This window comes from Bifidobacterium sp. N4G05, from assembly GCF_002742445.1.
In the GTDB taxonomy this organism is placed as follows: Bacteria; Actinomycetota; Actinomycetes; order Actinomycetales; family Bifidobacteriaceae; genus Bifidobacterium; species Bifidobacterium hominis.
In genome coordinates this window covers 40,792-66,766 of record NZ_NJNQ01000007.1, presented here as the reverse complement: position 1 = coordinate 66,766, position 25,975 = coordinate 40,792, and the positions used below count along the sequence as shown (strand labels likewise).

The following is a 25,975-nucleotide window of genomic DNA, read 5'->3' as shown; positions in this document are numbered from 1 at the left end:
GAACATGACTAAAGTAGTAGTCGTCAATGGACCGAATCTCGGTCGTCTTGGCGTGCGACAGCCCGACGTGTACGGCAAGCAGGATCTTGAGACCCTGCGCGAGTTGTGCACGCAGTGGGGTGCGGAACTCGGGCTTGACGTGGAGGTCCGCCAGAGCGATGACGAGGCCGAGATGATCGGCTGGATGCATCAGGCCGCCGATGAGAAGACGCCCATCGTGATGAACCCCGCCGCATTCACCCATTACTCCTACGGTCTTGCGGACGCCGCCCACATGGTGATTGACGAGGGTCTGCCGCTGATGGAGGTGCATATATCCAATCCGTCCGCGCGCGACGAGTTCCGCAAACGCTCCGTGATTTCACCGGTCGCCACCGGCACTATCACTGGCATGGGCTTCTACGGATACAAGCTCGCTTTGGACGCCGTCGCGCACCTGCTGGAAGCTAAGTAACGTTTTTCGAGTTCTGATTGGGACTGCCAAGCAACGCAATACATGCCGGATGCTTTCCGGTAGGCATCCGGCATCCACCGGGGCCGCCGATCCGTCCGATCCTGATGCGAACCAGAAAGATGACGAGACACTACCGGATGATAGAAGCGTCACTATCTACTGCAAGCCTGCCGACTCCAGCTGGAAGAGCCCGAAGACAGGTTCCGCCATCACGTGATTCGTATTGGCCACGGTGACTTTTGACATAGCATTCGCATTCGCGACTTCCCACAGAAAGAAGAACTGAATCTGATTGACTGACTGTATTTCCTACTTTTGCTAGGCGGGATCATCGAAGAGACGATGGCCCCGCATTTTCGCATTGAAGAAACACGCCGCGTCTTATGCCGCTGATAGACTGGAGTTCCATGGTTAGAAGAACACATGGCAATTCTCAAGAGCACGTTACCAAGCATATTTTTGTCACCGGTGGCGTTGTTTCCTCTCTCGGCAAAGGCCTGACCGCCTCCTCCCTTGGTCGCCTACTTCGTAGCCGTGGCATCAAGGTTTTGCAGCAGAAGCTCGATCCGTACATCAACGTTGATCCGGGCACTATGAATCCGTTCCAGCATGGTGAAGTCTATGTCACCGAGGACGGCGCCGAAACCGATCTCGACATCGGCCACTATGAGCGTTTCCTTGACGTGTATCTGAGCCAAAAGGCGAACGTTACCACCGGTCAGATCTACCAGGAAGTGCTGCGCAAGGAACGCGCCGGCGAATACCTTGGACAGTGCGTGCAGGTCATCCCGCACATCACCAACGAAATCAAGTCCCGCATGCGTGCGCAGGCGTCCGATGACGTCGACGTGATCATCACCGAAATCGGTGGCACCGTCGGCGACATCGAATCCCAGCCGTTCTTGGAGGCCGCGCGTGAGGTCCGCCGCGATCTGGGCGCCGAAAACTGCATGTTCGTGCACGTCTCCTTGGTGCCGTACATTGCTGCCGCCCATGAGCTCAAGACCAAGCCGACCCAGCACTCCGTCATGATGCTGCGTCAGCTCGGCATCTCCCCGGATGCCCTGGTGTTGCGTTCCGACCGTCCGTTGAACCAGTCCATCAAGGACAAGATCTCCCTGATGTGCGACGTGGATTCCGAAGGCGTGGTCAACTGTGTGGACGCCCCGAGCATCTACGACGTGCCGAAGACCCTGTTCGACGAAGGCCTCGATGCCTATGTCGTGCGCGAACTCGGCCTGCCGTTCCACGATGTCGATTGGGACGAGTGGGAGGACCTGCTGGAGCGTGTGCACCACCCGAAGCATGAGGTGAACATCGCCATCGTCGGCAAGTACATCGATCTGCCGGATGCCTACCTGTCTGTCACCGAAGCCATCAAGGCCGGTGGTTTCGCCAACTATGCCAAGGTGAACGTCAAGTGGGTCGCCGCCGATAAGTGCGAGACCGAGGAGGGTGCGGCCGCCGCGCTCGACCAAGTCGACGGCATTGTCGTTCCCGGAGGCTTCGGTATCCGCGGCATCGACGGCAAGATCGGCGCCCTGAAGTTCGCCCGTGAGAACAAGCTGCCGGCTCTCGGCCTGTGCCTCGGCCTGCAGTCCATGGTCATCGAATACGCCCGCCACGTCCTCGGCTTGGAGGACGCGAACTCCACCGAGTTCGAGCCCGATTGTGCGACCCCGGTCATCGCAACCATGGAGGAGCAGAAAGACATCGTCGCTGGCAATGGTGACATGGGACACACCATGCGTCTTGGCTCCTATCCTGCTGAGCTTGAAGAAGGTTCCATCGTTGCGGAACTGTACGGCACCACGCATGTCACTGAGCGCCATCGTCACCGTTACGAAGTGAACGTGGCATATAAGGACCGTCTGCGTGAAGCGGGTCTGCGCATTTCCGGCCAGAGCCCGGACGGCGAACTCACCGAGTTCGTCGAACTTCCTCGCGAAGTGCACCCGTTCTATGTGGCCACTCAGGCTCATCCTGAGTTCAAGTCCCGCCCGACCAAGCCGCACCCGCTGTTCGCAGGTCTAGTCAAGGCTGCTCTGGACCACCAGCAGGAGCGCTAAATCGACGAATTGTGATTAACGTCGGATAACCCGATATGCAACATGGTCATGAGTCCAAAGGAGTTCATGACCATGTTGCATAATAGGGGCCTGGCCTTGAATTACCAACAAGACGTATTCGTAATGAAAAACCTTTACGAGGGAGCATGAGCTTGAACGATATGGATTCTCCGGAAAGCGGCAATGGTAAGTTCGCCTTCCCAAACATGGGCGATGACCCAAAAGTCATCTCGCAGGTGAGCTTGGATTCGTTTGCCGAAACGGCCGATCCCATTGATGATGGCGCAGCGTTGACTGTGAATGCCAGCAAGAAGCGCCACCTGTTGTGGCTGTGGATTGTTCTCGCGGTGATGCTTCTTCTCGGTGTCGTGTCCGGCGGCGGATACTGGTTCTTCCAGTCACATGCGTTGCCAGGTGTCACGCTCTGGGGCAAGTCCATGACAGGACAATCCCGAGATCATATCATCCAAGAGATTTCCGATACGGCGGAATCATTGACGGTTCCCGTTTCCTATGAGGGAACGAGTAAGAAAGTCACGTTGAAGGATCTTGGCGTCGCCATTGACGCGGAGTCCATCGCCGAAAATGTGATGAACGCGAAACGTAACGATTCCTTTTTCCAGAAGTATGCATTCTGGACCCGTGAGGATGTCGACGTCGAGTCTTTCGACGATTCTCGAGTCAGTGCCCAGACGGTAGGTGACATGTTGGGAGTGCAGTCCGTGTCCGCCACCAACCCGTCGCTACAGCTCAACGCGGATGGTACCGCCTTCGATGTGACGCCAGGCCAACAGGGGACTGGTATCGATGTGACGGATATCGTCAAAGAAGCCAAGAACGTGCTTGAGTCCTTCGGCAAGCAGACCGCTCAAATGGTGACTCTTAAAAATAAGGTTACTGATCCCGTCATCACGGATGACCAAGCCAACGAGGCCAAGGCTTCTGCTGACGCGTGGATAGCGAAGCCGGTGGCTATCAAAATCGGCGACCATAAAGTTGCGGAATTCGGCGCGCAGTCCATCGCATCGGCCATCACGCTTGGACCGGATAGTGAGAAGCTCGGCAATAATCAAACCCGAAATGGCTCTTTGATCATCGACGGGGACAAATTGCAGCAATACTATAATGATTCCATCAAATCGAATTTCCATGCGGATCGAGTTGATGGTGATGTCATCGTTAATAGTGTCGGTGATGTGCTGCAAACCAATGTAGCTGGGCATGATGGCATAACCGTTTCTGATGGTGGTGACACCAATGTTGGCCGTGATGCCGCTGAGGCGTTTGCCAAAGGCTCTGATTCAGTAAATATCCAAGGCACTTGCGACCCACAGAATGAGAAAAAAACCACACGTACCGTGGTGGTCAGCTTGTCTTCGCATACCGTTACAGCCATTGAAAATGGGCAGACCGTCCGTGTCATGCATATGTCTGCCGGTCAGGGCAACGATTATCAGACGGGCCAGTGCCAGCCGAGCGGCGACTTGTGTACGCCAACCTACTGCGATCCGAACTCCTACGACAACTGTACGCCTGACGGCGACTTCAAAGTGTGGCTCAAATACCAATCTCAGAACATGAGTGGCTCGCTTACCCTATCGAACGGAAGCACCGAGAAGTGGGATGTTAAGGATGTTGGATTCGTCAACTACTTCTCAAAGACCGGATGTGCGATTCACCGCATCGCTACCCAGAGCGCGTTCAACGACAGCAGCATTCAAGCTATGGGGAAGAACACATCCCATGGTTGCGTCGGCGTCGGCTGGGATCAGGCCGAATGGTTCTACAATTGGTGCCTAATGGGAACGACGGTTCACGTTCAGGCCTGATTCGCGGGCTATCGACAGAAAGACGCACAGGCGGAAGACTGATGTTCGGCTTCCGCCTTTGCGCTATGTAAGATAAATCACGACAAATCATTGCCGAATGGCGAAAGGGGTGCTAGTGTTTCACCCCACGTTCTGTTAGGTTGTCATAAGTACAAACGAGTGATTGGAGGCAGCGTACGGTGGCAGAGAACCAAGCGCCCAATGCCGCAGCTGACGTGGAGATGAGCCAATATGTGGCTGATCGCACGCGAGTGAACGAAGATAAAATCAAGCAGGATGACGAAATCATCCAGCAGTTCGGCGACTATACGTACGGATGGCATGACACGGATTTCGCCGGAGAAGCGGCAAAAAAAGGCATTGACGAGAACGTCGTGCGCGCCATTTCCGCAGATAAGAACGAGCCGGAATGGATGCTGGAAAAGCGATTGGAAGGCTATCGCGATTTCATCAACCGTCCGATGCCTCAATGGGGTGTCGATCTGAAGGATTTTGACGCCGACGATTTCAAGTATTACGTCAAGCCGATCGACAAGCAGGCCACGACCTGGGAGGAATTGCCTGATGAGATCCGCACGACGTATGACAAGCTTGGCATTCCGGAAGCGGAAAAAAGCCGTCTTGTCTCCGGCGTCGCGGCACAGTATGAATCCGAAGTCATCTACAACTCGATCCAGAAGGATCTCGAAGACCAAGGCGTGATTTTCGTCGACACCGACACTGCGGTGCAGAAATATCCGGAAATCGTCAAGAAGTATTTCGGCAAGTGCATTCCAAGCAACGACAACAAATTCTCGGCATTGAACACCGCCGCATGGTCCGGTGGATCGTTCGTCTACGTGCCGAAAGGTGTGCATGTCGATATTCCGCTGCAGGCATACTTCCGTATCAACACGCCGAACATGGGTCAGTTCGAACGCACGTTGATTATTGCCGATGAGGGATCGTACGTGCATTATGTGGAAGGCTGCACCGCGCCGATCTACTCGACCGATTCGCTGCATTCCGGCGTAGTGGAGATTTTCGTTGAGCCACATGCCCGCGTGCGCTACACCACCGTGCAGAACTGGTCGAACAACGTCTACAATCTGGTGACGCAGCGTGCCTACGTGCGTGAAGGCGGCACTATGGAATGGGTCGATGGCAACATTGGTTCTAAGGCAACCATGAAGTATCCGGCCTGCATTCTTGCCGAGCCGTATGCGAAGGCCAGCACCATGTCGCTTGGCTTCGCAGGTAAGGGCCAGTATCAGGATACCGGTGCGAAGATGATCCACCTTGCACCGCACACCAGCTCCACCATTGTGGCGAAGTCGATTTCCCGCGGCGGTGGACGTTCCGCGTATCGTGGTCTCGTCAAAATCGTCAAGGGTGCCGAAGGATCGTCCAACTCGACGGTATGCGATGCACTGCTTGTCGATGAGTTCAGTCGCTCCGACACCTACCCGCATGTGGACGTGCGCGAAGACGATGTTTCCATGGCACATGAGGCTACGGTTTCCAAGGTTTCCGAAGACCAGCTGTTCTACCTGATGAGCCGCGGTCTTTCCGAAGACGAGGCCATGGGCATGATCGTGCGAGGCTTCGTGGAGCCTATCAGCCGTGAGCTGCCGATGGAATACGCGCTTGAACTGAACCGACTGGTTGAACTGCAGATGGAAGGATCGGTGGGCTGATTACCATGGCACAAACTCAGGAAATCAACATTCCCGTCGCGGATCCGAACGATCCGTATGCGAATCCGGCGGCCATGCCATCTTCGGCGGATCGCTCGCCGCGTTCATTCGATGTGGACGCATTCGAAGTGCCCGACCGCAAGCAGGATGATTGGCGTTATACCCCTGTGGAACGCGTCGAAGAGTTCTTTGAACCGTTTACGCCGTCGAACGAAACCCAGATTGCCGTCACTATGATCGACGGCACGGCTCTCACTGAAGGCGTGACCTATAGCGAAGGCAAGCCGGGAGACGCCGATACAGGCATTGTTTCCAAGCCTTGCGATCGCGTGTCCGCGGTGCAATGGAATTCCACATCCCGTGCTGGAATTCTGCGCATTGAGGGTGAAATCGAGCAACCAGTACTTGTCAAGGTGCATGGTGCCGGAACCGACTTGGATGCTTTCCATTTGGTGATCATCGCAGCTGACCGCGCCCACGCTGATGTTGTTGTGGAGCATGACGGCGATGCACGTATCGCCGAAGGCGTGGAGATCCTCACAGGTAAGGACTCCCATGTGTCCACCACATTCATTCAGGAGTGGAACAAGGGATCCAAGCATGTGGGCAACCAGCGCATCCACATGGGAGAGGGCGCGTCCCTGCGTCATTCCGTGGTCACGCTTGGCGGCGACGTTGTTCGAATCCGTATGGATCAGGATTTCGGCGGCGGCCAAGGCGATCTCAATATGCTTGGTATCTACTTCGTGGATCCGGGCGAGCATATCGAACATCGCACCATGGTTGTGCACAACTATCCCGAATGTAAGAGTCGTGTGGTATATAAAGGCGCTCTTGACGGCAAGGACGCGCACTCCACATGGGTCGGCAACGCGCTGATCGCCCCGACCGCGCCGGGTACTGACTCGTATGAGCTCAACCGCAATCTGGTACTTACTCCGGGCGCGATCGCCGATTCCGAACCGAATCTGGAAATCGAAAACGGCAACATCATCGGAGCTGGACATGCCTCTTCCGTCGGTCGTTTCGACGATGAGGAGCTGTTCTATCTGCAGTCCCGTGGCATTCCGGAAACCGAAGCCCGCAAACTTGTGGTGCGAGGCTTCTTCGGCGAACTCGTCGAGGAAATCGGCATTCCCGCAATCAGCGAACATCTCATGAACGTTATCGATATGCGCCTGGCACGCGGCGAGAATGACGCAATCGCCCAGGTGTTGGAAGAGAAGTAGAACGTAGGAGCGAAAACCATGTCAACTCTTGAAATCAAAGATCTGTACGCCCACGTCGAAACCAAGGACGGCATCAAGCCGATCCTCAAAGGCGTGAACCTGACCGTCAACTCCGGCGAAACCCATGCCATCATGGGACCGAACGGATCCGGCAAATCCACGCTGGCATACACGCTGGCGGGCCATCCCAAGTACGTGGTCGATTCCGGACAGGTGCTGCTCGACGGCGAAGACATCCTCAAGATGACTCCGGACGAGCGAGCCAAGGCGGGTATCTTCTTGGCCATGCAGTATCCGGTCGAAGTGCCGGGTGTGTCGATGACCAACTTCCTGCGCACCGCAAAAACCGAAGTCGACGGCAAGGCTCCAGCCATCCGTACCTGGACCAAGGAACTGTCTGAAGCGATGAAACGCCTGAAGATGGATCCGAAGTTCGCCACCCGTTCCGTGAACGAGGGTTTCTCCGGCGGTGAAAAGAAGCGTGCCGAAGTGCTGCAGCTCGAGCTTCTCAAGCCGAAGTTCGCCATCCTTGACGAAACCGACTCCGGTCTGGATGTCGACGCGTTGCGTATCGTCTCCGAGGGTGTGAACCGCGCCAAGGAAGCCAGCCAGTTCGGCATCCTCATGGTCACGCATTACACCCGAATCCTCAAGTACATCAAGCCGGATATCGTGCATGTGTTTGCGGCCGGCCACTTCGTCAAGACTGGTGGTCCTGAACTGGCCGACGAGCTTGAGGAATCCGGCTATGACGCATACCTGCCGGAAGGTGCTGATTCCGAAAGCGCGCTGGCATGACCGGTTTCGCAGCGATCCGTAGGGAATTTCCGATTCTCAATCAGAAGATTCATGGCCATCAGCTCGTTTATTTGGATTCCGCGGCGACTTCTCAGAAGCCGCAATGCGTGATCGACGCCGAAAGCGATTTCTATCGCACCATCAACGCCGGTGTGCATCGTGGAGCGCATGAACTTGCCGCACGCAGCACCATGGCGTTCGAGGAGGCGCGTGCCAAGGTGGCGCGTCTTGTCGGAGCCAATGCGGTTGAAGGCGAGGAAGAAATCGTCGTCACTTCCGGCGCCACGGCAGGATTGAATCTGTTGGCGACCGCCTTCGGTAACGCATCCCAAGGGCGTGGGGGAGAAGTGGCACGACGTTTCGCTGTGAAGCCGGGAGACGAGATCGTCGTATCCAAAGCTGAACATCATTCTGTGTTGCTGCCATTCCAGGAACTTGCCGCACGTACCGGAGCGACATTGAAATGGTTTGATCTGGACGATGAAGGACGAATCCTTGCCAACACCGCAGATGAGGTAATCACCGAGCGTACGAAGATCGTGGCCGTCACCCATGTAGGCAACACCACTGGTGCCATCACCGATATTGCGCCGATTGTGAAGCGTGCGCACGAGGTGGGCGCAGTAGTTGTGCTTGACGCATGTCAGTCCGTGCCGCACCTGAAGATCGATTTTCACGCATTGGACGTGGATTTCGCCGCATGGAGCGCGCATAAGATGTACGGTCCAACGGGCGTCGGCTTCCTATATGGCAAGCGTGAGATGCTCGAAGCGTTGCCTCCGGCGAATTTCGGCGGATCCATGGTGGAACTTGCCTGGATGGATCAGGAAGCGCAATACATGGCACCCCCGGCACGTTTCGAGGCGGGCACACAGCCAGTTGCCCAAGTCGTCGCAGCAGGCGTTGCAGCCGAGTGGCTAATGAACATTGGCATGGAAAACCTTGAAGCCCACGAACGCGTTATCGCAGGAGAACTGCTCAAGATGGGGCAGATCGAGGGTGTACGCATTCTTGGACCGCATGCCAACGAGCAACGTATCGGCACGGTTGCTTTCGAAATCGAAGGCGTTCACCCGCATGACGTCGGCCAGTTCATCGATGCGCAAGGCATCGCCATCCGTGTCGGTCACCATTGTGCGCAGCCGGTGCACCGCCATTTCGGTGTATATGCGTCCAACCGTGCATCCAGTGGCATCTACAACTGCGTCGAAGACGCACAGGCGTTGGTTGAGGCGTTGAAGAAGGTCCGTCCGTTCTTTGGAGTTAAGTAGCACATATGAGTGATTTTGCATTGTCTGGCGACGATCTCGAGCAGATGTATCAGGAGGTCATTCTCGAAGCCTCAAAGAATCCGCATGGCAGGGAGCATTTCGCTCCGGATCTGGCTTCTGAACATGCTTCCCAATCGGGAAACGCTACGGTTCAGGCGGTTCACGAGTATTGCACTCCTGGCGAGTCCCATCAGTTCAATCCGACCTGTGGAGACGAGGCCACCGTGCACGTGGAGGTTTCCGACCAGGAGCCGCATGTTATCGAACGATTGGTGTGGGACGGTCATGGTTGTTCCATTTCACAAGCCAGCCTTTCGGTGATGGTCGACCTTGTGGAAGGCAAAACCGTGGATGAGGCCATGAACTTGGCTAATACCTTCCATAAGCTCATGGAATCACGTGGCAAGGGACTGGATGATGAATCCGCGGAAGAATCCCTTGAGGACGGCATCGTTTTCCAAGGAGTTTCTAAGTATCCGATGCGTATCAAATGCGCATTGCTTGGTTGGGAAGGCATGAAGGATTCCGTGGCTAAGGCGTTGTCTGCGAAGGCGTGACAAGCATCTTTCCGCAAGTGGACCGGTGTTTCGTGCATTGTGCCTACAGTGAACGAAACACCGTCGACAAACTCCAGCCAACACGATAGGCTACTCAACAGGATATACTCAAATCAAATATGGAGCGACAATGAGCGATACCTTGGTCCCAGAACCGCAGGCCTCGATTTTCGATTCCGTTGCCAAGGCATTGGGCAATGATGAAGCCGCTGCGCGTCGCGTCATGCTTAACCCTAATCTCGCCAAAGGATTCAAGGACGGCAAACCAGTGGAAATCGAACACGAGAACATCAAGCAGGATGCTTGTGGCTGTGGCAATCAGGCCGGAGCATGCGGCTGTTCCGAGGAGCAGGATGACGGCATCGCATTGAAGGCCGTCGATGATATCGGACATGCGACCGCCGCTGATGTGAAGGAAGCACTACATCAGGTCATTGATCCGGAACTCGGCATTGACGTGATTGATTTGGGCTTAGTATACGGCATTGAAATCGATGAGCTTGGCCGTGCCATCATTACGATGACGCTGACCACTCCGGCATGCCCGCTGACCGATTTGATTGAAGACGAGTGCGCAAGCACCCTTGCAGGCCTCGTTGAGGAATTCCGTATCGATTGGACATGGCAGCCGCGTTGGAGCATGGAAAAGATCACTCCGGAAGGACGCGAACAGTTGGCTGCACTTGGCTTCAACTTCGATAATCTTCCGAAATACTGACAGTATAGCGACATAAAAACGACATAAAAAAGCGTGCTCCCGACGCTGGGAAGCACGCTTTTGTTCTGTGTGCGGCAGAACGTCAGTCGTCGACCACAGTACCCTTCGGCACCACAGTGATGCCTTCCGGCGTGACGGTGAAGCCACGAGCCAGATCATGTTCGGTATCAATACCGACGGTCGAATTCTCGGTAAGCACAACATTCTTGTCGAGAATCGCCTTGTAGACGCGTGCTCGACGATTGATGGTCACGCCGTCGAACAGAATCGAATCGACGACCTGCGACCACGAGTGGATACGTACGTTCGGTGAAAGCACGGAATGGTGCACTTCGCCACCCGACACGATGACGCCGGGGGAGACGATCGAATCGGTGGCGTGTCCAAGACGGTCACGCCCGGCATGCACGAACTTTGCAGGCGGCAGATTGCCGGACAGCGTGTAGATCGGCCATTCGGTATTGTACAGGTTGAACTCCGGCACATAGGAGATCAGATCCATATGTGCATCGTAGAACTGCTTCAGAGTACCCACGTCGCGCCAGTAGGCATGATCGGTTGGCGTCGCTCCCGGAATCTCGTTGGAATTGAAGTCGTAGACGCCGGCCTCATTGCGAGCCGCGAAGTACGGAGCGATGTCGCCACCCATATCATGCTTGGTGTCTTCGGCCTTTTCATCGAGCGCCAGAGCCTCAAACAGAGCGTCCGTGTTGGCAACGTAATTACCCATGGAAGCGAGGATGGAGTTCGGATCATCCGGCAGACCAGTCGTGGTCTGCGGCTTCTCCTGGAAGCTTTTGATCATGCTCGGGTGTTCCGGATCAACCTCGATCACGCCAAACTGGTTGGACTGGCTGATCGGCTGGCGAATACCCGCCACCGTGAACTCCGCGCCGGATTCGATGTGCTGCTGCACCATCTGCTGGAAGTCCATACGGTAAACGTGGTCGGCGCCGACGATCACCACAATATCCGGCTGCACGTCTTCGATGATGTTGATGGTCTGATAGACGGCGTCGGCGGAACCGAGATACCAGTGCTTGCCGAGACGCTGCTGGGCGGGAACAGGGGAGACATAGTTGCCGAGCAACGGCGAGAAACGCCACACTGTGGAAATATGGCGATCAAGCGAATGGGACTTGTACTGGGTGAGCACCACGGTCTGCATGTAGCCGGAATTGACCAGATTGCTCAACGGGAAGTCAATCAGTCGGAACACGCCGCCGAATGGAACAGCCGGCTTTGCTCGGTCCCTAGTCAAAGGCATCAGACGGGTGCCTTCACCACCTGCAAGCACGATGGAAAGAATTTTCGGATTCTTCGCCATGAGAACTCCTCTCCTAGAGCGTCGTTATGACACCGCACACATTGGTGGTCTGCATCATCGCAAACCGCTTACGCACTCAATAATTGCATATTTTTTGCAACATGCAAGGAGTTTGCACCGCGAGTCTTGAAAATTTGCGGATTGTTTTAGCGAACAGCAGTTGAATAGAAGGCTACGGCGCTCGAAGCGGCAACGTTAAGACTGTCCACTCCGTGGCTCATGGGAATCTTCACCGTCAGGTCGGCACGGGAGATGGTGTGATGCGACAGGCCATCGCCTTCAGTGCCGAAAATCAGCGCCAACTTATCGATATGGTCTTTTTCGTCGTCGGCATTGTTCAAGCGGCGAACGAGTTCTTCCAACGAAATGGAGTCGTCCTCAAGAGCCATCGCAACGGTCGTGAATCCAAGATCGCGCAATTCCTGCATGCCGGCGAACGGCCAGTAATGCTTATCATCTCCGCCGATGCGTGTCCACGGAATCTGAAACACCGTGCCCATCGACACGCGGGCGGCGCGCCGATACAGCGGATCGCCGCAAGAAGGCGTTACCAACACGGCATCGACATCCAACGCGGCCGCGGAGCGCATAAGCGCGCCGACATTGGTGTGGTCAACGATATTCTCCATGACCGCGACGCGGCGTGCCCCTTGGCAAACTTCTTCGACGCTGGGCAAAGGCCAACGTTTCATCGCAGCCAACGCGCCTCGGTGCAGACGATAGCCGGTCAGCTGCTTGAGCTGTTCGGGGGAGGCCACGTACACGGGAATGTCGGTGCCCCATCGGTTGTCGATGAGCGCGAAGGTTCCGGCCATGCCTTCAATCCACGGTTCTTCGACCAGCAGCGATATCGGCTCTCGGTTGGCGGCAAGCGCCCTGTCGATGACTTTCGGCGATTCCGCGATGAACAGGCCTTTGTTGGGTTCAAGCTTGTTGCGAAGCTGGATTTCCGTGAGATTTGTGTATGCCGCCACGCGCTCGTCGTCAATGGAATCAAGATGGATGAACTGCATGTGACCGATCTTTCGCCGAATAGCTTTTCAGATACAAGAAAACCCCTTGTTTCCAAGGGGTTTTGCTGGTGTCCGGAGCGGGACTTGAACCCGCACGCCTGTATAAATAGGCACTAGCACCTCAAGCTAGCGCGTCTACCATTCCGCCACCCGGACAGGTGCGTTGCTCAGCGGCAACGAAAGAAAACTATAGCAGATGCTTGGCGTGATGCAAGTCTCGGCGTGTCGCGCGGAGTTCCGCCATTGGTATCCGAGGTGCTGGTAGTCTCTGAAACTATGACTGATGCCCTTTTCCTGCTTGATACGGAACATGATGATGTGCCTGTGAACAGCGATGAGCTGAACGCCGGATGGAAATTGACGTTGCCTCAATCGGTGCGTCGCCACGCCATTCAGGCCATGCGCCTGAAAGACGGTGATGAGCTGCAACTTTCCGATGGTAGGGGATTGCGCATCCATGCAGTGCTGTGCGACGCGCAGCAGGGAATCGCGCAAGTGTCGAGCTTCGGCAAGGAACCGCAGCCCATCACCAAACTCGCTTTGATTCAGGCGTTGGCCAAAACAGGGCATGATGAACAGGCCATCGACACGGCAACGCAGATCGGTGTGGACGAGGTAATTCCATGGCAGGCCGATCGTTCCATCGCCAAATGGAAGGTGGGGCGTACCGACAAGAAGTGGAGGCAAGTGCTTGAGGCGGCCACCGAACAATCGCGACGTTCCTGGACGCCTGAATTGGGTGAGTGCGTGACCAGCAAGCAGCTGGTCGCAATATGCAAACGTGCCTGTGTGCACGGCGATATGGTAATCGTGCTGCACCAGGATGCCACCAAAACCTGGAGCCAGTTGGAGGAGTCGATCGCGGCGCTTTCCGACAAGTGTCTGCAAGACGGGCGCCAGCGTACCGTGTACGTGGTGGTCGGGCCGGAAGGCGGTATCGGCGATGCGGAAATCGAGTCTTTCACCAACGCCGGAGTCGAAGTATGCGTGCTCGGAAGCAACATTCTGCGGGCGTCCACGGCCGGTCCGGTCGCATTATCGTTGCTCGCACGGGCGTTGGGACGTTTCGTTTGATGCCACACGTCGGTGATTTGCCGTGGATTATCCCGGTTGCGCAATAGCATGGTCATGGAGGTTTCCCAGCATTAAGGAGCATTATGAGCGACAAGGATTGCCTGTTCTGCAAGATCATCACAGGAGAGATTCCAAGCGAAAAGGTGTATGAGGACGATACCACCTACGCGTTCAAGGACATCAATCCGAAGGCCAAAGTCCACGTGCTTGTGGTGCCTCGCGAGCATTATGCGAACGTGGCCGAGCTTGCGGCGGCCGATCCGCAGCAGCTTGCCCACATGGCTCAAGTTGCGCAGAACATCGCCGATAAGGAATTCCATGGCGCCTTCCGGCTGATCTTCAACACCGGGATTGATGCGGGGCAAACCGTATTCCATGTGCATGCTCATGTGCTGACCGGTGAAAAACTCGACGAGTAACTTTCTTTTCCCCATATATCAACGTTAGAAGAGGTTTTGTGGCCACCACTACACGTACCATCGCGATTCCCCAACAGCTTGATCCGGTAACCGTGCTTGGGCCGGTCGACGAGGTTCTCCGGGAAGTGGAACGAGCGTTCCCTGACCTGACCATCATCGTCAGAGGCAACCGTATCGCGATCATGTCACATTCCAACAAATCCGAATCCCAAGCCGCGCAGGCCGAACATGTGATTGAAAACATCATTCAAGCCGCATATACGGCTCCGATGGATGCCGACACGGTGCGACGCATGCTCGACCAGAATGTGTTGAAAAACCCCGTTCGCGCCGCGCGCCCGGGGCATGGGCGTGTAGTGGAGGGACTACGTTTGGCTGATAGGCAGCAGGGGCGTGCCGCACAACGTGAGCATGCCGCAGACCGCCGCAAGCCGCATGTGCCGGGAGTGATCACCTTTGCGCTTGGCAAGCCGGTCCGCGCGAAAACCGCTGGTCAGGTCGCCTATGTCAATGCCATCGAGTCACATACCATCACGTTTGCCATCGGTCCCGCCGGTACAGGCAAGACGTATCTTGCAGTAGCCAAGGCGGTTCGCGCCTTCCAAGATCGGCAGGTGCGCCGCATCATTCTGACCAGACCTGCAGTGGAGGCCGGAGAGAACCTCGGTTTCCTGCCGGGCACACTGAACGAAAAAGTCGATCCGTATCTTCGCCCGCTGTACGATGCGCTTTCCGACATGCTCGGAGCGGACCAGCTCAAACGTTACATGGACGACGGCACCATTGAAGTCGCGCCGCTCGCGTACATGCGTGGACGCACGCTCAACGACGCGTTCGTGATTCTCGACGAAGCGCAGAATACCACCGAACAGCAGATGAAGATGTTCCTGACGCGACTGGGTTTCAACACGAAAATGATCATCACGGGTGACGTGACGCAGGTCGATCTGACAGTGCCGAAATCCGGCCTTGCCACCATCGAACGCATCCTTGACGGCATCGACGACATAGCATTCGCCCACCTCAAGCCGGAAGACGTGGTGCGACACGCGCTGGTCGGCAAAATCGTCGCGGCCTATGATCGACACGCGGCCATCGCCGGCGACCATAGCCGGCGCGTCGCAAGCAGAATCACATCCAGGAAAACGGACGAGCAAATCGAAAGGAACGCTGAATGAGCGTCGAGGTAACCAACGAAACCGTCTGGCAGATCGACGGCAAGGTGTTCTCCGATCTCGGCATATGGGTGATGGACCAGATGCGCGTCAGCACGCAATCCGACCTGACCATCATGTTTGTCGACCCCGATCCGATCGCCCAATTGCACATGCGTTGGATGAATCTTGAAGGACCGACTGACGTAATGAGCTTCCCCATGGACGAGTTACGCCCAGGAGACGGCAGAACCGTGATGGAAGGCGTGCTTGGGGACATCGTGATCTGCCCATGGGTGGCCGCCCAGCAGGCGCTTGCGGCCGGACACAGCACCATGGAGGAAATGATGCTTCTGACAATCCACGGCATTCTCCACCTGCTTGGATACGATCATGCGACACCGGAACAGGAGCGCCAGATGTTCGGTCTGCAGCGTCAACTGCTGCTCACTTTCTTTGCTCTCCGCCAAGGATCGGGAGCGCAGGCGATTCTTCCGTCAGGAGCGCCGGATGCGCTTGCCGAATGGGATCGGGAGCATGGTACCGGGCGACAGATCGCCAAATAGTGATTACGTTGCCGGCAACATATCGTCCGGCATGATGGGGGCTGAATTATGGTGCAGGAGACAATGATTGCGGTGGTCGCGGTACTTGCCGTGGTAGCGTTGCTGCTGGTCTGGCTGTCTCTTTCGATGGCTGCCACCGAAGGCGCTGTGGGACGTGTGACCCGGGCGAGCCTGAACAACCTGATTCTTGAAGTTCAGACGGATGCGGAACTTTCGCAGTTCATTCGCGACAAGAAGATCAAGCGTATCCATAAGGTCCAGCGGCTGGTGGCCGACCGGTATGCCACCGCAGGATCGTGCGCGTTCTTCCGTATTTGCTGCAATGTGCTTGACGGTGTGCTTGTAACTGTGATCGCAGGCATGCTGGACGCTCCACTATGGGCCGAATTGCTTGCCGGATTTGTTTTTGCCATCGTCGTGGCGGTGATTTCGCTGCTGGTGCGTCCGCGTAGTGCTGGAGCATCCAAGCCCGTCGACATCATGCTGCAGCATGCGGATACCGTCTCCATTGCGGTGCTGTTGACCCCATTCGCGAAAATCGGCGGACAAAAGGGCACGAAGCGTCGTGGCAACGATCTTTCCGACGACGAGGAACTCGAGAAGATCCAGATCGAGCAGGGGCGCGCGACCATCGACCGTTTGGTTGAGGCCAACGATTTCGACCCCGAAGTTTCCGAAATGCTACGAAATGTACTCACGCTTTCCGAAACACTGACCCGTGAGATCATGGTGCCGCGCACCGACATGATCTGCATCGAGCGAGGCGAGACGTTGGAAAACATGTTGAAGCTTTGCTCCCGTTCCGGATTCTCGCGTGTGCCGGTCATTGGCGACGATGTGGACGATCTGGTCGGCGTGGCCTATCTGAAGGACGCCGTGCGCGCGACGGCTTTCAACCATGCGGCGATGACGCGCGAAGTCGAATCGATAGTCCGTGATCCGATGCTGGTACCCGAATCCAAACCGGTTGACGACCTGTTCCATCAAATGCAACGCACACGCCAACATGTCGCCATCGTCGTGGACGAATACGGCGGCATCGCAGGCATGGTCACCATTGAAGACGCCATAGAACAAATCGTGGGCGAGCTGGAAGACGAACATGATCGCACGCAACATGCCGATCCAGAACAAATCGGCGACAAAAAATGGAGCATGCCAGCCCGCACGCCGATCGCCGATCTGGAAGAGATTTTCGAAATCGACATTGACGAGGATGACGTCGACACCGTTTACGGATTGTTGACCAAATTGTTGGGACGCGTGCCGATCGTCGGTTCTTCCGCAGTCACCCGAGGATTGCGTATGACCGCAGTCGATTCCGCGGGACGACGCAAGAAGGTGTCGACCATTGTGGTGGAACCGGTCCACGTCGAGGGCGTGGACGAAACTGAAACACGTAACGAAGAACATGCGGATGATACCGAAGAGGCATCCGACAACGATAAGGATTCCAAAGACGAGCATGACTGACGCAGCAATGACTGAGACGCCCTCCAACCATTCCGATTCCACCACGCCCGTTCCATATCGTTCCGGTTTCGTTGCCGTGGTAGGACGTCCGAACGTAGGCAAGTCGACGTTGATCAACGCGTTGATCGGCACGCAGATCGCCATCGCATCATCTCGACCGGAAACCACACGTAAGGCCATTCGTGGCATACTTACCACAGATAATGCGCAGATCGTTTTGGTTGACACGCCCGGTATCCATCGCCCGCGCACATTGTTGGGGCAGCGCCTGAATGATGTTGTGGATGAGTCTCTTGCCGACGTGGACGCCATTGCTTTCCTGCTGCCCGGTGATCAGGAGATCGGTCCAGGCGACAAGCGCATTTTGAGTCGTCTGCGTTCCGATTTCGCAGTGAAGCGCGATGACGGCACGTTCAAATGGAAAGTGCCGCTGATTGCCATCGTCACTAAAATCGACGAATTGAGCCGTGAAGGACTGATCAGCAAGCTTATCGAAATCAACGAGTTCGCCGATTTCACCGATATCGTGCCAGTCAGCGCACTCAAGCACGACAATCTTGCCGAGGTCAAGAACGTGCTTATCGAAAACATGCCTGAAGGTCCGCAAATGTATCCGGCCGAACAGATCACCGAAGAACGTCCGGAAGAAACCATTGCGGAACTGGTACGCGGTGCCTTCCTGGAAGAGTTGGATGATGAGCTGCCGCACTCGCTGGCCGTGGTCGTGGACTCCATTGAATATCCAGAAGACAACGATAGCGGAGAATCATACGATGGCAAAGCTCAAGTGATTGTATCGATTTATGTGGAGCGAGATTCCCAAAAGCCGATCATCATCGGCAGGGGAGCGGAACATCTTGTGCGCGTCAAAAAGAAGCTGCGCACGCCGGTCAACCGCATCGTCGGTCAGAAAGCGAAACTCGATTTGCATGTCAAGGTTGCCAAGGGATGGCAGTCGGATCCTAAACAGCTCGAGAAGCTAGGCTTCTGATCTGCTTAGGATCCGCTTCGCAGCGGGTTTATTACAATGAAATGAGGTCTGACTCCTGTGGGAGTCAGACCTCATTTCATTGCTGTTCGAAGGTTACTTCTTCTTGGTGTACATCTGTGTGTTCAGCAAAGTGGCATAACGCTGAATGACCTTCGGACGAATCACCTTCATGGAGGAGGTCATTAAACCATTCTCCTGGGTGAACTCCTCCGGCAGAATGATGAACTTGCGTACGGATTCCGCACGGGAAACGCCTTCGTTGGCCTGATCGACCCACTTCTGCACTTCGGCGCGGACCGCTGCATTATTGGCGGCATCCTCCATTGGCATATCGCGGTCAAGTCCCTTGCTTTCCAACCATGGACGCAAGGATTCCTCATCAAGCGTGACCAGAGCGGAAATGAACGGTCGCTTGTCGCCGAGCACCAGCGCCTGGGAAACGAATTCGCAGCGTTTGATAACCTCTTCAATCGGGCCGGGAGAAACGTTCTTGCCGCCCGCGGTGATGATCAGATCCTTCTTACGTCCGATAATGTACAGGAAGCCATCATCATCGATACGTCCCAAATCGCCGGTACGATACCAGCCATCCTCGGTGAACGAATCTTCAGTAGCCTCTTCGTTCTTGTGATACTTCGGGAACACCGCCGTACCCTTGACCTGAATCTCCTCGTCCTCGGCAATACGAAGCTCGAAACCGGGGAAGGCGACACCAACGGAACCTTGATGATATGGCACACCAAGCGGGTTGAACGCGCACGGAGCGGTGGTTTCGGTCAAACCATAGCCCTCATACACGGGCACGCCGGCGCCACGGAAGAACGCCATCAGTTCCGGATCGAGAGGAGCGCCGCCCGCCACAATCCACTGGGCACGTCCGCCGAGTACCTCACGCAGCGAAGCGTAGACCATCGGATCGAACGCCATACGGCGAGCCTTGGCCAGAGCGCTAGCCTTGCCCTTTGCGCTGATTTCCTTCATATAATTCTGAGCTGCCACAACCGCCGCGGCGAAAGCCATGCCCTTGGCGCCATGTCCGGCCTTTTGCGAAGCCGCGTTGTATACCTTCTCGAGCACACGCGGAACAACGATCATAACGGACGGTTTGGCGACCTGCAGATCGGCGATCAGCGTCTTGATGCCTTGCGCGATGTAAATATGCAGCTCGCTGGCCACGCAGATGTAGTTGATGGCGCGCGCGAAGGAGTGAGCCTGAGGAAGGAACAACAGCACGCTGTTCTTCTTCTCGTGCAGCAGCTGCGGCATGTATGCCGGAAGATTCAACGCGGTGGTGCAGTAATGCTCATGAGTCATCTCCACGCCCTTCGGTGCGGCGGTGGAACCGGACGTGTATACGATGGAGCACGGGTCGGTTTTCTTGATGGAATCAATGCGTGCGTCGAGCTCTTCGTCGCTCACGCCCGAACCATAGGCCATGATTTCGTCAAGACCGCCGTTTTCGAAGCAAATGATATGTTCCAGCGTCGGGCATTCCTTTTCGGCGCCGTCGGCCTTGGTGCGCATATCGGTGGTTTCGACCACCAGCAGACGCGAATCGGAATTATTGACGATGTTGCGAATCTGTTCCGCAGAATCCGTGTCATAGATCGTGGCAAGCACGCCGCCGCACGCCATAACGGCCGCGTCGAACACATCCCACTCGTAAGAGGTGCGGCACATGAACGCCACGCCATCGCCCTTCTTCAGGCCGTAATGCATCAGGCCCTTGGCGATCTGGCGAATATCGGCAAGCACCTCATTGCCGGTTTTGGTTACCCATTCGCTATCCGATTTATAGGTGTAGAGCGGTTCGTCACCCATACGTTCGGCACGATTGGCGTAGATGTCGTAAATTGTGGTGCCCTCGTCCAGCGGCGGCTGTCCCTCGGTTTTGGTGGTCAGTAAACCGGTTTCCGGGTCAAGGAACGTGGTGGATGGGAATCCTTCGCCCCACTCGACGGTGTGCGGAAGATCGATATGACCGTCGGGGGAGATGATGTTGTTCGGATCGTTGTAGTCCGGATTGTTACCGGAATCGTCGCTGACGGGGTGAACGAAGTCACCGCCCAGACGCAGTGCCTTCTGCGCGAGATTTGCAGCTCGCTTGTTCAAAGAGGTGATGACGGACACGTGACTCTCCTACACATCTAAATCCAATATCTGTAGGAATGATAGACCCTTGAACGCGACACGTCACCTTACGGTAGCGTAGGGAAAGCGCACGCCTGATGGAGCGTTGCATGAAGAAATCGTCATGCAACGCCATTCGATAGGTGAACTTTTCTTCATGCAAAGGTGTGACCTACGTTACACTGGTGCGCTGTATCTGTTCATTTTGATTTCTTTAACGAGGAAGAAAGGGCACCTATGGCTGACAAAGCTGAAGCCACCGTGGTCTTCGGGGTTCTCAATGAGACTTCCGAACATGAGTCTCGCGTTGCTCTGACACCGGACATCGTAACGAGGTTGCGTAAATCGGGTGTTAACTGCCTGATTGAATCCGGTGCGGGAGTCGCGTCGCATTATGTTGATGAGGATTATATTAAGGCCGGGGCGCAGGTCGTCTCCGCTGATGAAGTGATTGCGCGTGCTGACGCGCTTGGTTTTGTCGATCGTCCGAGCGATGCGCTGCTCGCTCGTGTCAAGCAGGGCACTTGGATTATCGGTATGCTTGGCTCGTTCACCGATGCCGATTATGTCGCTACGATTGAGCAGGCCGGCTTGGTCGGTGTTGCCATGGAAAAGCTGCCACGTCAGTTGAGCTCCGCTCAGTCCATGGATGAGATGACCTCCCAGAACTCCGTGATGGGCTACAAGGCCGCCATTGTGGCAGCCGACGCTTATGGTTCGTTCCTGCCGATGATGACCACCGCCGCCGGCACGATCCGCCCGGCCAAGGTGCTCATTCTTGGCGCCGGCATCGCCGGCCTGCAGGCCATCGGTACCGCCAAGCGTCTCGGTGCGGTTGTCACCGCATACGACGTGCGCCCGGCTTCCAAGGGTGAAGTCGAATCCTTGGGCGCCAAGTTCCTGGATTTGGGTCTTGACTTCTCCAAAGGTCAGGGCGAGGGCGGCTATGCCCGCGCGCTGAGCGCCGAAGAACAGGCCCAGCAACAGGCTGCCGTCGACCAGAAGGCCGCCGGTTTCGACATCGTCATCACCACCGCCAAGGTTCCCGGCCGCAAGCCTCCGGTTCTGCTGACCAAGGCTGGCGTGGCCGGACTGCACCGTGGCGCTGTGATCGTCGACTGCGCGGCAAGCGACCTCGGCGGCAACGTCGAAGGTTCCACCGTCGGTACTCAGGTTACCGAGAACGGTGTGACCATCATTGGCGCTCCGTACCTGTCAAGCGGCGTTTCCACTACCGCATCCAACCTGCTGAGCCGCAATGTGGCTGACGTGCTCGCGCATTTCGTGCGTGACGGCAAGCTGGCCATCGATCTGAACGAAGAGCTTGACAACGCCATGGTCGTGGCCGGCCGCGGCGAGGAAGCCAAGAAGGAAGGGGAGTAAGCAATGGATATCGTTGTTGCGATCACTCTGTTCGTCCTCGCGCTGCTCATCGGCGTTGAGGTTATCGGCAAGGTGCCGGCCACCTTGCACACTCCGTTGATGTCGGGCGCGAACTCGATCCACGGCATCGTCATCGCCGGTGTCGTCATCGTCGCCGCGCATGCCACCAGCCCGCTCGCCTGGGTGTTCATCTTCCTGGCCGCAGTGCTGGGCACGATGAACGTGGTCGGCGGTTACGTTGTCACCGACCGCATGCTGGAAATGTTCAAGTCCGACAAGGGCAAGAAGAAGGAAGAGGAGGCCAAGTAAATGGGTACCATGGCTGAAATGCTGAGCACGCCGCTCGGCGTCATCGAATGGTTCGTCTATCTGCTGGCCGCCGTGATGTTCGTTATCGGCCTGCACTTGATGAACTCTCCGAAGACCGCCCGCAAGGGCAATATGGTCTCCGCTGTCGGCATGATTCTCGCCGTGGTCATGGCGTTCATCGTGCTGTTCGCAGGTGAGATCTCCAACGGATTCCAGCATGGCGTTGCCGTTGTGCTGCTGATCGCCGGCATCATCATCGGTGCCATCGCCGGTGTGGTTTCCGCCAAGAAGGTCAAGATGACCGACATGCCGCAGCTCGTTTCCGTATTCAACACCGTGGGTGGCGGCGCCGCCGCGCTTGTGGCTTTGAACGACATTCTGACCTCCGAAGGCACTCCGTCCATCGTGGTGCTGATCACCGCTGGTTTGGGCATCATGATCGGTTCCGTCACGTTCTCCGGCTCTCTGATCGCAGCCGGCAAGCTGCAGGGCATCAAGTGGGTGAAGAAGCTGAACTTGCCGGGCAAGGGCTTCTGGAACATTCTGTTCGCCGTACTGACCGTCGCATCCTTTATCATGCTGTGCGTGCAGCCGGGCCAGCGTCTGCTGTGGTCCGTACTCACCACCGTGTTCGCGCTGTGCTACGGTCTCGTGTTCGTCATCCCGATCGGCGGCGCCGATATGCCGGTAGTCATTTCCGTACTCAACGCCTGCACTGGCACTGCAGTGGCCATGTCTGGCTTGGCCATCAACAACATCGCTCTGATCGTGGCCGGCGCACTGGTTGGTGCAGCCGGTGTGACCCTGTCCATCGCCATGTCCAAGGCCATGAACCGTCCGCTGCTGTCCGTGCTCGCAGGCGGTTTCGGTGGTGCCAATGCCGCCGCTGGCGCCGGTGAAGGTCCGGAAGGCACAATGAAGGAAACTTCCGCAGACGATTTGGCCGTGCAGCTCGTGTATGCCGAGAAGGTCATCTTTGTACCGGGCTTCGGCTTGGCCCAGGCCCAGGCCCAGCGCGAGCTCGCCGATCTTGGTGTGCTTCTTAAGGACCATGGCGTCGAAGTCTCCTACGCCATCCACCCGGTGGCAGGCCGTATGCCTGGCCACATGAACGTGCTGCTCGCCGAAGCCAACGTGCCGTACGAGGAGCTCGTCGACCTGGACGACATCAACCCGCAGTTCCCGCAGGCCAACGTGGCTCTTGTAGTCGGCGCCAACGACGTGACCAACCCGGCCGCACGCAAGCCGGGCACCCCGGTCTCCGGCATGCCGATCCTCGACGTCGACAAGGCCCAGAACGTGGTGGTCATGAAGCGCGGTCGCGGTACCGGTTATGCCGGTATCCAGAACGAACTATACTTCGAAGACAACACGCAGATGCTTTTCGGCGACGCCAAGGCAAGCCTGCAGGCCGTTATCGCGGCAGTCAAGGAGCTCATCAACTAACAGCTGAAACGTTGCGTTGATGTGTTCTGAAAGGTCCCTTCCAGTGATGGAAGGGACCTTTTTGCATATGGTGATTTTCGTAAGATCAGGTCTGTTGCATGCGAATTGTGAGTTATCCACAGTCGTTATTCGCCTGTGGATATGGGCGGAGTTTTCCACATATCCACAGATTTTCAAGGTCCGGTGGCGCAGGATGATTTGAATATGAGACAGTAGGTGCACCCTACAACAAAGGAGTTGCACATGGCGGAAATAATCACTGGCCCGTTCCATATGGATGAACAGGGATTTTTGGCAACGATCGAAGAACTTATCGAGCGGTTTGATGGATACAGTTCTGGCAAATATCTTGCGGAATTGGGAAAAATCCACGATGAATACGGTGAGATCGGATCTCTTTCGCTTTTTGACGAAAAAGTCTGTGAACTGGGAAAGGAATTATTCTGCAGCACATCATGGGTGGCGAATCTGGCGTGGGCCATGATTTCGTTCGATTATGATCTGGTTGAGCATGATGCGAATTTTCTTGATGGATGCCGTAACATCGTGCGTAAGTACGGTATGAGCGTTTGGCTCTATGAAATGATCAATGACGCTTCGATAGCGGTGGCTTTGCAAAGGCCCAGCAGCAGAATGCCATTCCAGATTGGATTGACCTACACCAAGGATGTGTTTCGGAGAAGCAAGAAAAAGGGTGGAAAATACGCTACCGGCAAAAAGAAGAGACTGGCCTGCATGGCTGAATATTTGCAGGAAGTATATTGGCTGGCCGCGTACAGTCTGCTGCGTTGGGGCGAGGAAGAGCCGCGTGCGGCCGATGTTGCGTTGATGGTGCTTGGATATGGCGGTATCGGCATGTGCATGCTGAGGGACGATCCGAAAGTGGTGGATTCCGGATGCGATGAAGACTTCTCTTATCGCAATCTGTGCGACCATCTGCGCGATCTTAGAATTCAAGCCGATCTGGACTATGCCTGCAATGCCGACCTGGCCGAATCCATGTTGCTTGAATATCCCGCGTGTATGGATGCGCGATATCTGTACGATGCCGAGAAAATCGTGGAAGCGTATCGTGCTTTGTGGAACAAGCAGACTGAGTCAGCTTCGCAAATCATGGAACGCGTTTACCAGAAGGGCGCATATCAGGTGGCGAGCATTTGGGAGGATCCGCTGTACCTGCATGATCTTGCCCTGTCGTTATTGGGGGCGGTGGGCTCGCGGCCACTTACTGAAGGGTTCCGGACCCGAGATGACAAGATGTTCCAGCAGGGAATGGAAAGTCTGAAACGAACGACTGAATCCGTTAAAGGGATGGGGTTGGTGATGACATTGGGAGGGTATATCTGCTTCCCGGAGCCGGAAAGTAGGGATGATGCGCTTTTCGCACCGCGAAAGGAGAAGAAACAATTAATGGACACTTGTAACGGGCTTAGGGATCTGTCGACAATGGTTGCGCTGTACCGTTTTCCAAGAGATATCGAATCCCTACGTGCCACGCGTGCGCTTCTCGCTCATGACGCGAAGGAATATATCGATCTGATGGGTCCATACATGGGAAGCGTGGATGAGACGGGAGGCAACGAGGGGAGGCCGGTTTCAGTCGGCGACTGATCGACCTCTTAGATCGCGAACGTCTAAGCGTGTGTATCGTGGTTGTGCCGAGATTGAATGGCGGAACGTTCAGATGAACTCTGTCTCTTCGATCTCGGTGCATGCTATGCCTCGTTGCTCCAACAATTCGCGAAATGCTTTTACGTATCTATCTGTGGTGAACTTCTGCGTGAATGTCAGACAGAAGTTCTCGTTTACGCAATTCACTTCCACCAGCGTGGACGTCCAATCCGCATAGGCGCAACAATTTTGGACATGCCGTGCCAAAGAACCCCGATCGAACATTCCTATATAACTGATGTCAGCCGTTGAACGTCACATGCTGATAACTTGTCTGTACATCTGTTTCTGGGCTTCCAGATTCGGCAGGCTCTCAAGATAGTGATTCAGCCAAGTGGTTCCGGCTAGCTTGGGAATCAGTGTTTCAATATCGCACTCGTCTACCTGTTCATGGGGTATCTTCAGCTTGGTCCGGCAG

Annotated in this window: 23 protein-coding genes and 1 tRNA gene; 20 read left to right on the top strand and 4 right to left on the bottom strand. The window is 55.9% G+C overall.

Features of this window, described 5'->3' with window-relative positions; translation table 11 throughout:
* Positions 1 to 4 precede the first annotated feature (4 nt).
* The 10 genes from CE153_RS07775 (at position 5) to CE153_RS07735 (ending at position 10,601) form a co-directional block, all read left to right on the top strand.
* A complete protein-coding gene (locus tag CE153_RS07775) occupies positions 5 to 454 on the top strand; it encodes a type II 3-dehydroquinate dehydratase (RefSeq protein ID WP_099595782.1) in 450 nt (149 codons plus the stop codon).
* A 49-nt stretch (positions 455 to 503) separates the two neighbouring features.
* A complete protein-coding gene (locus tag CE153_RS08890; RefSeq protein WP_180753452.1) occupies positions 504 to 671 on the top strand; it encodes a hypothetical protein in 168 nt (55 codons plus the stop codon).
* Between the two features lie 190 nt (positions 672 to 861).
* Positions 862 to 2,523 carry a CTP synthase gene (locus tag CE153_RS07770; RefSeq protein WP_099570649.1) on the top strand — a complete coding sequence of 554 codons (1,662 nt, stop codon included), beginning with the start codon at positions 862 to 864 and terminating at the stop codon, positions 2,521 to 2,523.
* A 146-nt stretch (positions 2,524 to 2,669) separates the two neighbouring features.
* On the top strand, positions 2,670 to 4,352 hold the full coding sequence (locus CE153_RS07765) for a L,D-transpeptidase family protein (protein WP_099595781.1): 1,683 nt from the start codon (positions 2,670 to 2,672) through the stop codon (positions 4,350 to 4,352).
* 221 nt (positions 4,353 to 4,573) lie between these two features.
* Positions 4,574 to 6,028, top strand: a complete 1,455-nt coding sequence (gene sufB, locus CE153_RS07760) for a Fe-S cluster assembly protein SufB (RefSeq protein ID WP_099571143.1) — start codon at positions 4,574 to 4,576, stop codon at positions 6,026 to 6,028.
* Positions 6,029 to 6,033: 5 nt separating this feature from the next.
* The gene (gene sufD, locus CE153_RS07755; protein WP_099570647.1) at positions 6,034 to 7,257 is read left to right on the top strand and encodes a Fe-S cluster assembly protein SufD; all 1,224 of its coding nucleotides are present in this window, start codon (positions 6,034 to 6,036) and stop codon (positions 7,255 to 7,257) included.
* 18 nt (positions 7,258 to 7,275) lie between these two features.
* Positions 7,276 to 8,055 (top strand): Fe-S cluster assembly ATPase SufC, encoded by a 780-nt coding sequence (gene sufC, locus CE153_RS07750; protein WP_099595780.1) that lies wholly within the window; start codon positions 7,276 to 7,278, stop codon positions 8,053 to 8,055.
* Positions 8,052 to 9,326 carry a SufS family cysteine desulfurase gene (locus tag CE153_RS07745; RefSeq protein ID WP_099595779.1) on the top strand — a complete coding sequence of 425 codons (1,275 nt, stop codon included), beginning with the start codon at positions 8,052 to 8,054 and terminating at the stop codon, positions 9,324 to 9,326. Before sufC ends, CE153_RS07745 begins: the two co-directional genes overlap by 4 nt.
* A gap of 5 nt (positions 9,327 to 9,331) precedes the next feature.
* Entirely contained in the window at positions 9,332 to 9,883 is a 552-nt protein-coding gene (sufU, locus tag CE153_RS07740; RefSeq protein ID WP_099570644.1) for a Fe-S cluster assembly sulfur transfer protein SufU, read from the top strand.
* 130 nt (positions 9,884 to 10,013) lie between these two features.
* Positions 10,014 to 10,601, top strand: a complete 588-nt coding sequence (locus CE153_RS07735) for a metal-sulfur cluster assembly factor (protein WP_099595778.1) — start codon at positions 10,014 to 10,016, stop codon at positions 10,599 to 10,601.
* 82 nt (positions 10,602 to 10,683) lie between these two features.
* Here the strand turns inward: CE153_RS07735 and glgC are convergent, their stop codons facing one another.
* The 3 genes from glgC to CE153_RS07720 all read right to left on the bottom strand — a co-directional run bounded on the left by glgC (position 10,684) and on the right by CE153_RS07720 (position 13,097).
* Positions 10,684 to 11,928, bottom strand: a complete 1,245-nt coding sequence (glgC, locus tag CE153_RS07730; protein WP_033501205.1) for a glucose-1-phosphate adenylyltransferase — start codon at positions 11,926 to 11,928, stop codon at positions 10,684 to 10,686.
* 146 nt (positions 11,929 to 12,074) lie between these two features.
* On the bottom strand, positions 12,075 to 12,941 hold the full coding sequence (locus CE153_RS07725) for a TrmH family RNA methyltransferase (RefSeq protein WP_099595777.1): 867 nt from the start codon (positions 12,939 to 12,941) through the stop codon (positions 12,075 to 12,077).
* Positions 12,942 to 13,007: 66 nt separating this feature from the next.
* Positions 13,008 to 13,097 (bottom strand) — tRNA-Leu (locus tag CE153_RS07720).
* Positions 13,098 to 13,217: 120 nt separating this feature from the next.
* Here CE153_RS07720 and CE153_RS07715 point away from each other — a divergent pair.
* The 6 genes from CE153_RS07715 (at position 13,218) to era (ending at position 18,618) form a co-directional block, all read left to right on the top strand.
* Positions 13,218 to 14,015, top strand: coding sequence for a 16S rRNA (uracil(1498)-N(3))-methyltransferase (locus CE153_RS07715; protein WP_099595776.1), 798 nt, complete (start codon positions 13,218 to 13,220; stop codon positions 14,013 to 14,015).
* A gap of 83 nt (positions 14,016 to 14,098) precedes the next feature.
* On the top strand, positions 14,099 to 14,434 hold the full coding sequence (locus CE153_RS07710; protein WP_099595775.1) for a histidine triad nucleotide-binding protein: 336 nt from the start codon (positions 14,099 to 14,101) through the stop codon (positions 14,432 to 14,434).
* A 38-nt stretch (positions 14,435 to 14,472) separates the two neighbouring features.
* The gene (locus tag CE153_RS07705; RefSeq protein ID WP_099570639.1) at positions 14,473 to 15,612 is read left to right on the top strand and encodes a PhoH family protein; all 1,140 of its coding nucleotides are present in this window, start codon (positions 14,473 to 14,475) and stop codon (positions 15,610 to 15,612) included.
* A complete protein-coding gene (ybeY, locus tag CE153_RS07700; RefSeq protein ID WP_003835085.1) occupies positions 15,609 to 16,154 on the top strand; it encodes an rRNA maturation RNase YbeY in 546 nt (181 codons plus the stop codon). The genes CE153_RS07705 and ybeY overlap by 4 nt, the downstream gene beginning before the upstream one ends.
* Positions 16,155 to 16,202: 48 nt before the next feature.
* On the top strand, positions 16,203 to 17,627 hold the full coding sequence (locus CE153_RS07695) for a hemolysin family protein (RefSeq protein WP_099570638.1): 1,425 nt from the start codon (positions 16,203 to 16,205) through the stop codon (positions 17,625 to 17,627).
* Complete coding sequence (gene era, locus CE153_RS07690; RefSeq protein ID WP_099570637.1) at positions 17,620 to 18,618, top strand: GTPase Era; 999 nt, start codon at positions 17,620 to 17,622, stop codon at positions 18,616 to 18,618. The genes CE153_RS07695 and era overlap by 8 nt, the downstream gene beginning before the upstream one ends.
* A 93-nt stretch (positions 18,619 to 18,711) precedes the next feature.
* On the opposite strand, the gene CE153_RS07685 is transcribed toward era, so the two are convergent.
* On the bottom strand, positions 18,712 to 20,748 hold the full coding sequence (locus tag CE153_RS07685) for an AMP-dependent synthetase/ligase (RefSeq protein ID WP_099595774.1): 2,037 nt from the start codon (positions 20,746 to 20,748) through the stop codon (positions 18,712 to 18,714).
* Between the two features lie 237 nt (positions 20,749 to 20,985).
* On the opposite strand from CE153_RS07685, the gene CE153_RS07680 reads away from it, so the two are divergent.
* From CE153_RS07680 to CE153_RS07660, 4 genes are all read left to right on the top strand, one after another.
* Positions 20,986 to 22,131, top strand: coding sequence for an NAD(P) transhydrogenase subunit alpha (locus CE153_RS07680; RefSeq protein ID WP_099595773.1), 1,146 nt, complete (start codon positions 20,986 to 20,988; stop codon positions 22,129 to 22,131).
* 3 nt (positions 22,132 to 22,134) lie between these two features.
* Positions 22,135 to 22,440 carry an NAD(P) transhydrogenase subunit alpha gene (locus tag CE153_RS07675; RefSeq protein WP_003809446.1) on the top strand — a complete coding sequence of 102 codons (306 nt, stop codon included), beginning with the start codon at positions 22,135 to 22,137 and terminating at the stop codon, positions 22,438 to 22,440.
* Positions 22,441 to 23,886 (top strand): NAD(P)(+) transhydrogenase (Re/Si-specific) subunit beta, encoded by a 1,446-nt coding sequence (locus CE153_RS07670; RefSeq protein ID WP_099570634.1) that lies wholly within the window; start codon positions 22,441 to 22,443, stop codon positions 23,884 to 23,886.
* 243 nt (positions 23,887 to 24,129) lie between these two features.
* Complete coding sequence (locus CE153_RS07660; protein ID WP_099595771.1) at positions 24,130 to 25,497, top strand: riboflavin deaminase; 1,368 nt, start codon at positions 24,130 to 24,132, stop codon at positions 25,495 to 25,497.
* Positions 25,498 to 25,975: the final 478 nt, after the last annotated feature.